This is a genomic window from Lysinibacillus sp. G1-3 (genome assembly GCF_056322905.1).
In genome coordinates this window covers 79,102-93,106 of sequence record NZ_JBWHYQ010000015.1, presented here as the reverse complement: position 1 = coordinate 93,106, position 14,005 = coordinate 79,102, and the positions used below count along the sequence as shown (strand labels likewise).

Here is a 14,005-nt window from a genome sequence, read left to right as displayed (position 1 = left end):
TCCGGAATCGGCTTTGTGCTTAGTCCCGCAGATGTTTTTTGTGCGAAAGCGCAGTGCTAACGTAGCGTCAGCAACACGAGGGCCGACACGATGTCGGTCATTTCGGTAATGCCACAGGACGTGGCGCTTTTACCGATGCAGGTCAGTGGATGCGATGATTTTAGGCTAACATCCTCTGGAACTCCTTTTCGATTTTCGTGACATGCGCTGAAAGAAGTTAAATAAGTGAATACAACGAGCGTGCCTGCTTTGCGATTAATGTGTAGCCACTTTGTTCTATTTCTTTGAACGTTTGGGGCTCGTAGTTCGGTAATACTAAGCTCGCTAAATCTGCCTCGATTGGCACGTTCGTTTGAATCGTTGCAAGCTCATGTGACAATTTTAGCATCTCTAAATTCTCTTTAATTTTCGTACGTTGACCAGGCTTTAATTCGTCTAGTGATGTAAGAACATTTTCTATAGAACCATATGTTTGAATTAACGTAAGTGCCTGCTTAGGTCCAATTCCCTTAACGCCTGGGTAACCGTCACTCGTATCCCCCATAAAAGCCTTGACCTGTGCAAATTGAATAGGTTCAATGCCAAATTCCTCTTGAAAGCGTGTATGTGTATAAACGTCATATTCTGTGTAGCCTTTTTTCGTAAAAGCAATTTCCGTTGACGGTCTTAAAAGCTGCAGTAAATCCTTGTCTCCACTAATTACCGTAATGTCAGCCTCATCCTGAAATTTTGTAATCATTGAGCCAATTAAATCATCTGCCTCCATCCCTTTCACACCGAAGTTTTGCCAGCCGATTTGTTGAGATAAATTTTTCGCCATATCAAATTGCGGTAGCATTTCCTCTGGTGGTGATGGTCGATTAGCCTTATAGCCATCAAATAATTCATTGCGGAATGTGTGTGCACCCATATCCCAACAAACAGCAAGGTGTGTCGGCTTCATAATAGATTGTGCCATTAATACATGACGCACAAATCCTTGAGCGCCATTCGAAGGTGTCCCATCTGCAAGGCGAATATAATGCCCCATCGCTGCAGATGCAAAAAATGAACGGAATAATAGCGCCATGCCATCAACAATTAGTAGTTTTGGTTTTGTTGTCATGATAAATAATCCTCTCTATAACAATACAATGATTGTAGTAATTCATTAGTAAGCATTGTTCTATTATAGCAAACTATTATCAAACTTCATTGTAAATATATACAAGCCATCATTCTACGTCTCATTTTCGAACTATCTAATTAGGGCGTTGCCTCTTTTTGAAATTCGGTTGCGGTAATCCAGTCGAATACCTGTTAACCATTGCAAAAATGCTGTTACGCCCATCTTTACGGTTTCTGGACGTAGGTCCCCCTCTTTTGGATCCGCATAAACAAAGTCAATATGGCGGACTCCTTCATTTTCTCCAATAAGCTTTAGGATATCGAATAATTCATAAGCCGTTAATCCACCCGGTGTTGCTGCAGGAACATCTGGGGCGAATGTAATATCAAGTACATCCAAATCGACAGATACATAAATGCGATCTACCTCATACATAAGCTGACGGAGCATTTCGCGAATGGTTAATTGAATGCCATCACGACGCATTTGCTTTAACGTAATCATATGAATTCCTTGTTCTTTCGCATAGTGAATCATTTCTGGGGAATTAAAAAAGCCGTGTAGCCCGACATTATAAATATGTTTTCCCTCTACAATCCCTGTTGCAATAAGCCTCTGCATTGGAGAATCCATAGCTAAACCAATTTCCTCCTGATTCCGGGCATCCAAATGCGTATCAATTTGAATAATCCCTATGCGATCCTTTGGAAAAGCATTCTTTATTCCTCTTAAGGAGCAAGCTGTAATCGCATGATCCCCACCTATAAGACAGGTGAAACTTTTAGAATATGCGGTACTTAAGCTTTCTGCAGCAGCTTCAATAGCTGACTCTGAAAGCATTCGATCCGTCTCGTGGATAGCCACATCGCCTACATCAACGACTGCCAACGAGCGCAAATCTACTTGCTCATCTAAATTATAAGATTGAAAGCTTGGCCAAGCCTTTCGGAACGCTGTTGGATATAGTGCTTTCTTGGATGGTTTACTACTATACGATAATAAAGCTCCGTACAAAATTATATCTACATCACTTGGAACCGGATTTTCTTTTTGTTTAACCCATTGATGCATAGCTGAACCATTTTCTTGCTTATACTGCCATTCTGGTTGAATAAACATGTTTTCGACCACCTTCATGCATTTTTCTATATCTTAGCGTGGGATTGATTTCCGTTCTGACTGGGCGCTTTGTTGCTGCCGCTTCGCTTTCGCACAGTTAAAACATTTGTTGCTGCCGCTTCGCTTTCGCACAGTTAAAACATTTGTTGCTGCCGTTTCTCTTTCGCACAGTTAAAACATTTGTTGCTGCCGCTTCGCTATCGCGCAGAGCATAGCTTCCTGGGGGCTTCGATGAGCCTTCGTTCCTCTATCGCTGATCCCCGAGGAGTCGCCCAGCCTCCACTCCAATCAATTTATCCACATAACATAAGTTCTAACAAAATGTCATCCCCATCTTTCAGGTGATGAGCAAAATTAAAGTCAATTGCCCTGTATTATTTTTCGTCCTCTTTAAAAATACCTAGAGAATTACCTATAACATTAATAGTACCATTAGTACATATAATTTCGTCAAAGTTCAGGATTTTTCCTCTTAATTTTGAAAAATTCCCCACAATCCATTTACCCCTAGAACATAAAAAGGAGCAAACTAGGCAATTTTCTAGTTTGCTCCTTTTCCTATACAGTGGGGTTTTTCACCTCACCGATTATTAGTCTTCACCGATAGGGCTTTTGCGGGATAAAGATTGGCAAAGCTCTGCGACCTCGTGCATCGTATAGCTTTGAAAGTTATATTGTTGACGCAATTCCTGATAGTACTGTAAAAGTTCCTCAAGCATTGCTAAATTTTTTTCTATGTTCTTGCCAAAATTATGAGGGTGCCACCATAAATGATAAAAAGCTTGAGACATTGCAGCTGCATGCATTCCCTCTTTAATACGCTTAACCTTGAAGCCTTCAAATAATCGTAATGGGCTACAATAAGGTCTTAAAAATGCACTTGAACGAATGTTAATAAAGGAATCCTTTTGCATTTCTTCTAGTGTTACTAGATGATTTCCTGTTACATTCACATAGCTATCCAGCCATTTTTTTGCACCTAATAGTCGACCTTTTTTTGTGAATTTTTGAGGATCGTATAACGGATGTTTTTCATTTCCGCGATAGCATATAAACCCTACTTCCTGACATGCTGGGAAATATGCTTCATTCACTTGATTTCGTGGAAAAACAATCGATTTCATCGGTGTGATATATTCTTCAGAAATCATTGCAGTTGCGTGTAAATCTGCACGAAAATCTGCTTCAGTTTGTCCACTTTCTAAACAGTAAAAATGTGAAAATGTATGACTTCCTATTTCTTGATGTGGTGTATGTTTAATTTTCTCAATTAAGGATTTGCCGAAATGTAAGAGGTCATCCTGCTCATCTTCTCCTACTTTTGCAAATTGTGTATGTGCTGCATAATGCCTGTTTTTATATTTTACAGGGATCCCTCTTAAGTAGTGAGCCATTTCTGCTTTTGTTTCTGCAAACAATAGGCCAACCGTAGCCCAAGTCGCATGAATGCCATATTGTTCAAACAACTCTAGTATTTTAGGCAGCGCCTCACGCACACCATATAAATTTTTATTGTATTGTCCGTACTTAAATACATCGTGGACACCCCAATTTAGCTCAAAATCCAATGATATAACAAGTCCTCCACGATTCACTTCAATTACTACTTCCTCCATTTTTGCACGCCCAATAACAGTGCACGTATTTTTGATTGAGTAATGTAGCCAGAGTATACATCGACGACTTGTCCACCGAAGCCTTGCTTAAATGCACGAACATTTTGGTCATCCGTTAGCTTCCCCATATCATATAAACTAAAGCCCTGCTCCTTTAAATGCAATAAATTGTGCCAGAGTAAGAAACGATTTGCATAACGAACTGGTCTTTTTAAATGATCTGGCACCGATTGAGAATGACAAGTCGCTACATAATAGGACATTGCTTTTTTACCGTAAACAATATCGAGTCTATAGCAAAGTGTTTGTCCACAAATACTTCGAATCTCAGACAACCATAACGCTCCTTTATCTTTTAAGAGCGTAATAGCTTCCATTTGAGACTTACTTATAAGCTCGAGTTTTTTCCTTTTCGCAAAATTATTATAAAACTGTTGAAAGGCTCGTAAATTTTCATCTGATGGTTCTTTATAAATAAAAACTTGATAGGACTCTTTTTGTGCACGACGAAGTATTTTTCGATTACTTTCGGAAAGAGCAAGATACAATGATAACTCACTATCTGTCAGGTGAATATGAACCGTTTCACTTTTAACAAGCTTACGGCTCGGTACAAGTGAATTTGTATAGCCAACGACCTTCATTGATTTTCTAACATTGGCTGGCTTTTCTACAAAATAAAAATGCTGCATTGCGATATTCCATCGCTTACTTTTAATGGACAGAATGAACATCGCCCCCACTCTCTGTGTATTTTTCTACATGATTTCGCTCATAACGAGCACATTTAAAATGTTTCATTCGAGAAATACGTTTATAGCCTAGCTGCAATAATCGTTTACGCTTTCGCCAGTGCCAAAAGCTTGCAGTAACCCAAAGTGTTTGTGCAGGTTTCATTTTTTGGAAAAAGGCTGTGATAATATCGATATTTTTATAAACATCATAGGTTAAAAAACATGTCTGCTTCGGCAATGCTTCAACAATTTGCAATTCATCTATACGCCAGTTCACCGCATGTAACGCAAACGCAGGCTTATTCGTTGTTGCAAAAGAATCTTTATAAATAGTGTATCCCTTATAAAATAAAGAAATAATTTCCTCATCATCGAGTTGCATCGCCTCCTGAATCGACAACTCCTCAAACAAATCACCTACAGGCCGATTCGGTGTCACACTATCTGATGGGGATAATTCATACAAATCCACTTGCTTATAACGAATAAATTTTTCTACGAATAGTTGTCCATATTCTAGCCAATCTTTCACTTTTCCATACTTTACTAAGTAACGTAATTGACCTAGAGTATTGCGTTTCCACTCAACAATACGATGATTGCCTTTTAATAATTCCTTTAGTCGTTCCTTCAGCGTAAAATGACCCGCCAATAGCTTCGCTCGTTTCGTTCCACTGCTTACGAGCATACGCCTTGTAAAATCAATATTAGAGCGCCAATCGAACTTATACGGCTCATAGCCAATACTCATATCGAACAAGCGATAATCTTCAGAATAGATTCGCTTGATCGTTTCTTGATTCACTAATCTACCTGGCCCAAATATATTAAATGTCGGCTCATGCGCTAGTGCATAAGTGACATAACGTCCTCGACAGCAAATTCCATAGGTAAAAGCAATCCATTGGTCTTCAAAAACAAGTGCGTCTACCTTAGCTTGCAACGCTTCCCCTTGAAGAAACGTTAACTGTTCGAAGAAATCCTTTTTCTTGCCCTTCGTAAAATTACTTGTGTCTATTTTTTTTGCCCATCGTCGATTAAATAATTTAAACATTTGCCAAAGCTCATCCTGTGAAGGTATTTTCCTCGTTAATGAGCCTAATTTCCGTAGCTTCCGTTCTCTTCGATCCACACCATGCATTTTTCTACGTTGATTGAAATAGCTATGAAAATCTATATCGCGAAAGGCGAGATACGGTGTTACTACACGAAAAATACTCGGGCGTAACTGCCTTTCAACAAAATATTGCTCGATAACCTTTGTAGAGTCTTTGCTTTCCAATAAACCATGAAACGAAAATAGTAGATGTTTATACTTTTCAATGAGCTGATCAAATACAAAGGTCGTAGCAGGAAACAGCCAATCTTTTTCCGCTACAACACCGGAGTAATTTGCAATATTTTCTCCAGCAAAGGCATAAATTCGTACTCCCCATCGAAGTCGAATCGTAAAGGGGAAAAAGGCAATGATCGCACCATTTTCTTCAACAGCATAGAGTTCAACGCGCTCTCTACGCCCAACAATTTGCCACCAGTTATAAAACCAAGCAAATTCTATAAATGGATTATCATTGCCCTCCGCTTCTAAAATTCCATCCCAAATATCCTTGTACCACATAAGCTCATCATCTGTTCGAATGCGAATTAATTGCAAATTAATCACCTTTCTTAACGGACTTTGATACAGCTTGTTCGTAGACAAATAGAGTCTTCTGATACATTGGTAGAAACGTAAAATCCCTTAAAAATCTACGCTCACTTGCGTCCCCCATTTTTTGACGACTGTTCTTATCCATCAACAGTTGTTTAAGCCTGTTCTTTAATAGGTCTTTATCATCTCGGTTAATTAAAAATCCATTTTCATTATCAGAAACTAACTCATTGACGCCACCTACATTCGTGGCAATAATCGGAAGCCCTGCTCGCATCGCTTCAATAATTGAAATCGGTAAGCCCTCCCAATCTGATAGCAAAACAAATAAATGACTTTCCTCAAGTAAAGAGGCGACATCTAATTGATTGCCCAAAAATGAGACACGATCCGTTAAACCTTTAGTAGCAATAAATTGTTCTAAATTAGGACGTAATGAGCCATCACCTATTAATTGAAGGTGCCAAGGTATATCAGAAAGCTCCGCTAAAGCCTCTAGCAATAAATCCTGTCTTTTTGGCACTTCAAAACGAGCAACCATCACAATTAATGGGTGCTCCTGCTTCTCTCTATTAGGCGCTACTTGCTTCTCTATTTGGTCAATGCCATTATGAATCGTCAGCATTTTTTGAGCAGGAGCAATTTTTTTCGTTAATGCTAACTTGCGATCGTATTCTGATACCGTAATAATCTTAGCTGTTAACGGCTGAACTGATTTTTCCATTCGACGATACACCATCTTTTTTTTATGTGGTACGCCTTCGGTAAAACTCCAGCTATGGGCTGTAAAAACAGTAGGAATACGTAAAAGCCTACCTACTACACGTCCAATCGCTCCTGCCTTTGATGAATGGGCTGCAATAATATCTGGCTTTATTTTTTTAAATTCGGTTCTTAATTGCCAAAAGGTTTGTAAATCCTTTTTTAAGTGAATCTCCCGCTGCATAGCTGGAATACTAATAACATCAATTTTTTCTTCTTGAAAGCGCCACAATGATGGATCATAATGGCCCGTTACAATAGTTACCTCGTGAGCATCTTGCTTCAATTTTATGGCAAGAGCCTCCACATGCTTTTGTGCTCCACCAATCTTATCCATCCGTGTAATAAGCTGAACGATCTTCAGTACCAAACACTCCTTAATATTTAATAAGCACCTGTTCTCGCTAAAACTACGAAAAGTGTTTTGATAATAATTTTTATATCCATCCAAAATGAATATTTAACAACGTATTCTAGGTCATATGAAATTTTTTGTCCGTGAGAAATATTTGAGCGGCCGTTAATTTGAGCAAGCCCAGTTAAACCAGGCTTCACTTCTAAACGTCGTGCCTGTAAATTGTTATAAGCATTTGTAATGGTTGGAACTTCTGGCCGTGGTCCAACAATACTCATATCTCCTTTTAAGACATTAATGAGCTGAGGAATTTCATCAATACTTAACTTCCGAAGAACAGCCCCAACCTTTGTGATCCGTGCATCCTGTTCAGTTTTAAAATAAAAATCATCCGGAATTCCGTCAACACACAATCTTGGCATTTTTACTGGAACTGCCTGTATGGTCATTGTCCGCAGCTTCCAAATAACAAAGCGCTGATGTTCCTGTCCAGTACGGATTTGTTTAAAAAAAACAGGGCGACCTGTACTAATGAGTAGAATGAGGAAAACTACTAACATAAGAGGAATTGTTATGAAAAGTAATAGGAGTGCCCCCACAATATCAAAAATTCTTTTTCCGTTTTTACTATAAAATGTTCTAGTCTGAGCTAACTGCCCGTGCAATACATCATCCTTTGCATTTTTTTAGCACTTAACTTTATATATTCATTTGGGACATTTATAGAACTACTTTTGATAAAGCATTTTCATAATAAAATAGTAAAAAGGGGTCATCACCATGACGTAGGTTGATTTCCGTTCCGACTGGGCGCTTTCCCCGAGGCATCCTGTCTTCACTTCAATCAGCTTACAGTTTATGCATACATTTCCCTAACTTTGGGGATGCATCAAAAAAGGAGTTTTCCAAAATTATTTTGAAAAACTCCTAAATTATTATATATTCTGCCTTGAATGGATATGTTCAAATGTTACCCTTGTATAATTTGCACATCACATGCAATGTGAACATTGCCTTTTAATGCCTTACTAATCATACATGTTTGTTCTGCCTTCTCAGCTAATCGATTAATTCTCTTTTGTTCTCGCTCCGTTAAATTTTGTACAACAATTTTTGGCTTATGAACGATTCGCTCATAAGTAAAAACACCATTCGTGACATCTACATAACCTTCAGCTTGCATAGACAAATCCAACAGATCAACCTTCGCATTTTCAAGTAATGCAGCCAGTGTAATTAAATAGCACGTCGCTGCCGCTCCAAGCAGCATTTCATCAGGATTTGTCCCAACCCCTGGTCCATTCATTTCTCGAGGAATAGAAATTTTCGTATGGAGATTGTCCGCAACAATCGTACCTGTCCCATTTCTCCCCTCCGACCATTTTAAATTCATATTAAATAAATGTTGAACCATAATAAAATCCTCCCTCTAGTTATATAGATATGATTAGAGCAGTTACCCAGCAGTTACCCAGCAGTTCCACACGCTCGGATCAGTTTTCTTGATTACCCGACCAATTCTATTACCAACCGAATCAGTTTGCAAGGTTGCCCCAAGCGGCTCATCGTACACCCCCAGGAAGCTTTGCTCTGTGCGAAAGCGAAGCGGCAGCAACAACAAATGTTTTATCTGCGCGAAAGCGAAGCGTCAGCGGCAAATGTTTTAACTGTGCGAAAGCGTAGCGTCAGCAACAAATGTTTTAACTGTGCGAAAGCGTAGCGTCAGCAACAAATGTTTTAACTGTGCGAAAGCGTAGCGGCAGCAACAAATGTTTTAACTGTGCGAAAGCGAAGCGACAGCAACAACAAAGCGCCCAGCCGGAGCGGAAATCAACCTCTCACTATGGCGATAAACGCTTTTCTTAGAATTATTAAGTGCAATAATATATCATCAAATATTTAAGAAAAACAGAGAAGCTGATTTTATGGTAGAATAGAAAAAACAATTCTTTAGGAGATTTAAAAAATGATTTTAACAAAGCAACAAGCAATACAAGCACTTAAAAAGAACAAATTTATCGGTTTTACTACTAAAACAGGAAATATTATTATGAAAAAAATGAATAAAACCGATTATAATATTTTCGTGTTTGAAGAAGGTAAAGATAAACCAGTGCGTTATGTAGGCTCTATTATGAACATAATGGCTACAATGAGCGACAAAGCTTCTAACAAGGATTTTGTCATTATGGAACAGCTTGCACCTCAAAATAACGAAGAGGCTACGACTGTGGAGACAGAGGAAGTAAAAGAAGTAGCTACGCCTGTAGAAAAAGAAGAAGTTCAAGAAGCTACTAAGCCTGTAGAAAAAAATGAAGTCAAAGAAGCAAAAAAAGAAAAGAAAGAAAAAGTAGAAAAAACAGCTGAGATTAATGAAGAAAAACGTGCCATTTCAGGTTACGAAGGCTTGTATGAAGTTACAGCGAGCGGTCGAATCATTAATGTGCGTGTAAATCGTCCATTAGCTCGATGCAATGATGAATATGGTTTCCATATTGTTCGACTAACAAAAGAAGGTACTGCTTCAAGTCACAATGTGTTTGAACTTTGGAAACAAGCATACCCTGAACTTGAGCAAACTAATTTTAAAGGTGCTCTAAAAGCGAAATATGGTACCGGCTGCAAGCTATCTGATAAACCAGGCATACACTTTTAATCATAAAAATCCCTAGCGTCGTTGTATTGACGCTAGGGGTTTTTTTATCAATTATGCCTCGGCATAATTGCGTCTGGAATCGGCTTTGTGCTTAGGCCTGCACGAGGGCCGACACGATGTCGGTCATTTCGGTAATGCCACAGGACGTGGCGTTTTTACCGATGCAGGTCAGTTAGCCGTTATCGCATGGATGCGATGATCTTAGGCTAACATCCTCTAAGAACTCCTTTCCGATTCCGTGACATCCGCCGGAGGCTTTCACTTCTTTCAGCCGGTGTTTGGACACCTGTATCTGTAACTACACATTCGGTACAAAAGACATTTGCTGAAAGAAGTTAGATTAATAAAGGTAATAGCGCTAATTGCCATAGTTGGTCAATATTTTGCCCTTGTGATTGAAGATATGTTAACCAATTGCTTTCTTGGCAGTATATCTTTTTCTTATTAAATAATTGAATTATTTTTATCCTCTCTATCCTTTGAAAGCCTAATTGCGCTAGCTCTCTACGTCTTTTTCTTTCATACCAATAAACGGATGTACAGACGGCGATTCCTTCCTTCTGCACATTGGCAACTATATCGGACAGCTGTTGATTTTTTTCTTTAATGTAGGAAACATTTGATGGAAGCTTGAGTGTAAATCCTGTCGCTTCTTCACGAAATAGCTGATCATGTCTTACATAAGCTATTTCATTCGCGCTATTTCTAAAGATCCGATAGCCTTTATGATAGTTTGATACGTAATTAGCACGCCCCTCCCATGCCATCACATCCTGAATAAACACTTCATTAAAACTGGATGTAGTTTTACATTGTCCATTCTTAGCAACATAAATATCAAACATATAAACAGCTATCATGCGATTAATTCCCTTTTTGAAAGAACGGAACCAATCCTTTAGTCTGGCATTTTTTAAAAAATAGCACAGCTCCCCTAATCGATTTCGTTTAAATTTTACAAGCTGGTGATTATTTTTTAATTGACCTTGTAATCTGTCTCGTAAGACAATCATCAACCGTAAAATACGCTCTCTTTTGCCGTTTGTACTCATTACAAATTTTCTTGAAAAATCAACATCCGTATACCACTCAAACTTGTAGGGCTCATAACCGCTACCTAAATCATAAAAACGATAGTTCTTAGCGTGTGCTTTGAGCATATTTTCTCTCTCGATTATACGACCAGGTCCGAACATATTAAAATCAGGTTCATGTCCCATAGCTTGGCAAAAATTTCGATCTCTACAGCAAATATCGATAGTAAAGCCAATCCAATATCCCCCAAACTGGAGACTATCTACTTCTACTCGAAACGCGTTACTTTTCTCCTTTGCCAATCGCTCAAAAAAGAGTCGTGTTTTAGCTTCTGTAAACCCACTTGTATCGAGTTTCTTCCGCCACCTTCTCGCAAACAAATTAAACATGCCAGCTAGACCTTCAGGATGTACCTCTTGAAAAGATACTTGACCAAGCGCCTTTAACTTTTTTTCACGCCGTTGAATCGATTTAAATTTTTTTCTATGCTTATGAAGAAAATCCTCTAGCTTTATAGATTGAAAATCAATATAAGACGTGACCGTACGAAAAATAGAATGAGGTACTTGATGCTCTATTGCATATTTTTCTAATATTTGAGATGTATGTTCACTTTCTAACAAGCCATTTAACGCTATAATAAACCGACCATCTTTCTGAGAAAGCTCCTTTAGTAAGTATTTTATTGCGGGTTCCTTCCATTGCTTCTCTGCAATGACGTCCATATACGATGCAAACCCTTGTCCTAAAAAAATATAATACTGTATACCACCTAATCGTTGACAACGAACAAACGGGAAAAAGGCTATCGCCATACCTTTATGCTCGACTATGTAAATCTCTACGTTGTCATGAATACCTAACGTCGTCCACCATGTCGAAACCCATTCAAATTCAATGAATGGATTATTATTTTTTTCACGTTCAAGTATTTGTGACCAAGTACTTTTATAGAACTCTAACTCTTCTATCGTTGTTACGAGTCTATAAGATAGCACGTGTATAATCTCTCCCTTCTATTTTTTACAGTTCATCTCCATAAAGTGGGATCTCCATTCCTACGTAGTGTCGCTCAGGCTCTACACCATAACTTATAGTTGACATGCATTTTGATAAATATCATCCCTATTTTTGGGTAGAAACAAATTTAACACTTAATTGAATCTATATTCGTATCTATTAACTTATAGAACCCTTTATTAATCAATTGAATGAAGATCAAACGAAAAAACCTAAATTCAGTAAAATACTGAACTTAGGCATTATGACAATGTTAAACTTTTAACAAAGTCAATTGTTCTTTATTACCTTCTTTCGCCATATGCGTTGTTGCAATATAGCTTAATGTCATACCAGGGCCCAATGTTGCACCTGGTCCCGGATAGGTCTCTCCCATTATAGAGGCTGAGCAATTTCCTGAAGCATATAACCCTTCAATTGCCGTACCGTCTGCCTTTAAAACGCGCGCATGCTCATCTACCACTAAGCCTCCTTTAGTCCCAATATCTCCTGGATATAAGGCAAGTGCATAAAATGGAGCATTAGTAAGCTCTGCTAGGTTCGGATTCTTCAAAGTAGGATCTCCATAATAATTATCATAGGCACTATCTCCTCGAAGGAAATCTTCATCTCGACCATTACGAGCGAAGGTATTGAAACGCTCTACAGTTTCCACTAAATTTTCTGCTGGCACATTCATTTGCTCTGCAAGCTCTTCGATTGTTTGTGCACTTTTCACTATACCATTATCAAACCAACTTTTCGGGAAAGCTTGGCCTGGGAATAAGCCTGTGAAAATATAACGGCTCTTTGCAGTTGCATCGATGACAATCCAAGAAGGTATAGCCTGGTTTGTTTTTTGATGATGAATATGCATATTATCTACAAATTCATGATAAGGTGCCGCTTCATTCAAATATCGTTTCCCAACACCATCCACAACGATCATATTAGGCACTCCGCGGTCTGCAACAAGGAAGAAAGGTTGCCCTTGTGGATCAATAACGGAAGGGGCTCCCCATACTTTATCCATTAAATCTAGCGTCGCCCCTATTTTCACACTTGGCTCGATAATATCTCCCGTTTGTCCCTCTGGCGTAGAAGTCCATTTTGAGTTTGTTGGTGCCGGCAAATATTTTTCGCGATATGCTTGATTATGAGAAAATCCACCTGAAGAAAGGACTACTCCACTCTTCGCCTCGATCCGCATCTCCTGCCCATTTCGTACAACTACAAGACCAGTCACTCGATTATTTTCCACGATAAAATCTTTAAATGCAGTCGAGATCCACAGTTCTCCATTCGCTTCTGCAAGTGACATTCGTAATCGAGCAATAAGCGCCTCCCCTAATGCAACAGGCAGACTTCCTGTTACTTTCGATTTCACTAGTCGTAAGCCTAGCTTTAACGCAGTTGTTTTCCCTTCTGTCGTGCGTCTAATCATATTTACCTTATGAAATTCAGAGCTATTCATCGTAAAGCCTTTAGTGGACAATGAAGAACGACGCATCGTATCTGCTAATGTCCCCATTTTCTTCAAATCAAAAATAAGTGGCTCAATCGACCGTCCTTGTGAGAAGCCACCTGGTTTTTCAGGATAGTAATCCGAATAACCTTTTGCATATTGGAAACGCATATGCCGAGTATGATTATCGAAATACCTTAACATTTCCGGTCCTCGTTTAATATAAGCTTCCTTTAAAGCCTCTGGTACACGATCACCTATCGTTGAATCTAAGTATAAACGCGCTAGTTTATGTGTATCAGGAACACCTTCACCCTTAATCACATGATTATTTGGAATCCATAGTGCTCCACCAGACAAGGCAGATGCCCCGCCATAACGCTCTGTCTTTTCAATGACTAATGATTTCATCCCCTGTAGCTTTGCTGTCAGACCTGCTGTTAGCCCCGCTGCACCTGAACCTACTACGACCACATCATAACTCGCATCCCATTTCATACTTCCA

11 protein-coding genes are annotated in these 14,005 nt (G+C 38.9%); 1 reads left to right on the top strand and 10 read right to left on the bottom strand.

Going from position 1 to position 14,005, the window contains the following annotated elements; all coding sequences use genetic code 11:
* Positions 1–217: 217 nt before the first annotated feature.
* From ACVYAD_RS16835 to ACVYAD_RS16800, 8 genes are all read right to left on the bottom strand, one after another.
* Entirely contained in the window at positions 218–1,105 is an 888-nt protein-coding gene (locus ACVYAD_RS16835; RefSeq protein WP_476427231.1) for a 5'-3' exonuclease, read from the bottom strand.
* A gap of 132 nt (positions 1,106–1,237) precedes the next feature.
* Complete coding sequence (locus tag ACVYAD_RS16830; protein WP_476427230.1) at positions 1,238–2,227, bottom strand: agmatinase family protein; 990 nt, start codon at positions 2,225–2,227, stop codon at positions 1,238–1,240.
* A gap of 590 nt (positions 2,228–2,817) precedes the next feature.
* Complete coding sequence (locus ACVYAD_RS16825) at positions 2,818–3,843, bottom strand: polysaccharide deacetylase family protein (RefSeq protein ID WP_349661646.1); 1,026 nt, start codon at positions 3,841–3,843, stop codon at positions 2,818–2,820.
* Positions 3,831–4,577, bottom strand: coding sequence for a hypothetical protein (locus tag ACVYAD_RS16820; RefSeq protein WP_386830175.1), 747 nt, complete (start codon positions 4,575–4,577; stop codon positions 3,831–3,833). Before ACVYAD_RS16820 ends, ACVYAD_RS16825 begins: the two co-directional genes overlap by 13 nt.
* Complete coding sequence (locus tag ACVYAD_RS16815) at positions 4,558–6,240, bottom strand: GNAT family N-acetyltransferase (RefSeq protein ID WP_476427269.1); 1,683 nt, start codon at positions 6,238–6,240, stop codon at positions 4,558–4,560. The genes ACVYAD_RS16820 and ACVYAD_RS16815 overlap by 20 nt, the downstream gene beginning before the upstream one ends.
* A complete protein-coding gene (locus tag ACVYAD_RS16810; RefSeq protein WP_349661649.1) occupies positions 6,233–7,360 on the bottom strand; it encodes a glycosyltransferase family 4 protein in 1,128 nt (375 codons plus the stop codon). The genes ACVYAD_RS16815 and ACVYAD_RS16810 overlap by 8 nt, the downstream gene beginning before the upstream one ends.
* A 14-nt stretch (positions 7,361–7,374) precedes the next feature.
* A complete protein-coding gene (locus tag ACVYAD_RS16805) occupies positions 7,375–8,010 on the bottom strand; it encodes a sugar transferase (protein ID WP_476427229.1) in 636 nt (211 codons plus the stop codon).
* A gap of 305 nt (positions 8,011–8,315) precedes the next feature.
* The gene (locus ACVYAD_RS16800) at positions 8,316–8,759 is read right to left on the bottom strand and encodes an SACOL1771 family peroxiredoxin (RefSeq protein ID WP_476427228.1); all 444 of its coding nucleotides are present in this window, start codon (positions 8,757–8,759) and stop codon (positions 8,316–8,318) included.
* 552 nt (positions 8,760–9,311) lie between these two features.
* On the opposite strand from ACVYAD_RS16800, the gene ACVYAD_RS16795 reads away from it, so the two are divergent.
* A complete protein-coding gene (locus ACVYAD_RS16795; RefSeq protein ID WP_476427226.1) occupies positions 9,312–10,001 on the top strand; it encodes an NUMOD4 domain-containing protein in 690 nt (229 codons plus the stop codon).
* A 335-nt stretch (positions 10,002–10,336) separates the two neighbouring features.
* On the opposite strand, the gene ACVYAD_RS16790 is transcribed toward ACVYAD_RS16795, so the two are convergent.
* A complete protein-coding gene (locus ACVYAD_RS16790; protein WP_476427225.1) occupies positions 10,337–12,034 on the bottom strand; it encodes a GNAT family N-acetyltransferase in 1,698 nt (565 codons plus the stop codon).
* A 275-nt stretch (positions 12,035–12,309) separates the two neighbouring features.
* On the bottom strand, positions 12,310–13,998 hold the full coding sequence (locus tag ACVYAD_RS16785) for an FAD-binding protein (protein WP_476427224.1): 1,689 nt from the start codon (positions 13,996–13,998) through the stop codon (positions 12,310–12,312).
* Positions 13,999–14,005 lie beyond the last annotated feature (7 nt).

Excerpts from the sequence above, each read along its gene's own strand:
- ACVYAD_RS16835 (WP_476427231.1), bottom strand. The coding sequence starts at position 1,105 with ATGACAACAAAACCAAAACTACTAATTGTTGATGGCATGGCGCTATTA.
- ACVYAD_RS16830 (WP_476427230.1), bottom strand. The coding sequence starts at position 2,227 with ATGTTTATTCAACCAGAATGGCAGTATAAGCAAGAAAATGGTTCAGCT.
- ACVYAD_RS16825 (WP_349661646.1), bottom strand. The coding sequence starts at position 3,843 with ATGGAGGAAGTAGTAATTGAAGTGAATCGTGGAGGACTTGTTATATCA.
- ACVYAD_RS16820 (WP_386830175.1), bottom strand. The coding sequence starts at position 4,577 with ATGTTCATTCTGTCCATTAAAAGTAAGCGATGGAATATCGCAATGCAG.
- ACVYAD_RS16800 (WP_476427228.1), bottom strand. The coding sequence starts at position 8,759 with ATGGTTCAACATTTATTTAATATGAATTTAAAATGGTCGGAGGGGAGA.
- ACVYAD_RS16795 (WP_476427226.1), top strand. The coding sequence starts at position 9,312 with ATGATTTTAACAAAGCAACAAGCAATACAAGCACTTAAAAAGAACAAA.
- ACVYAD_RS16785 (WP_476427224.1), bottom strand. The coding sequence starts at position 13,998 with ATGAAATGGGATGCGAGTTATGATGTGGTCGTAGTAGGTTCAGGTGCA.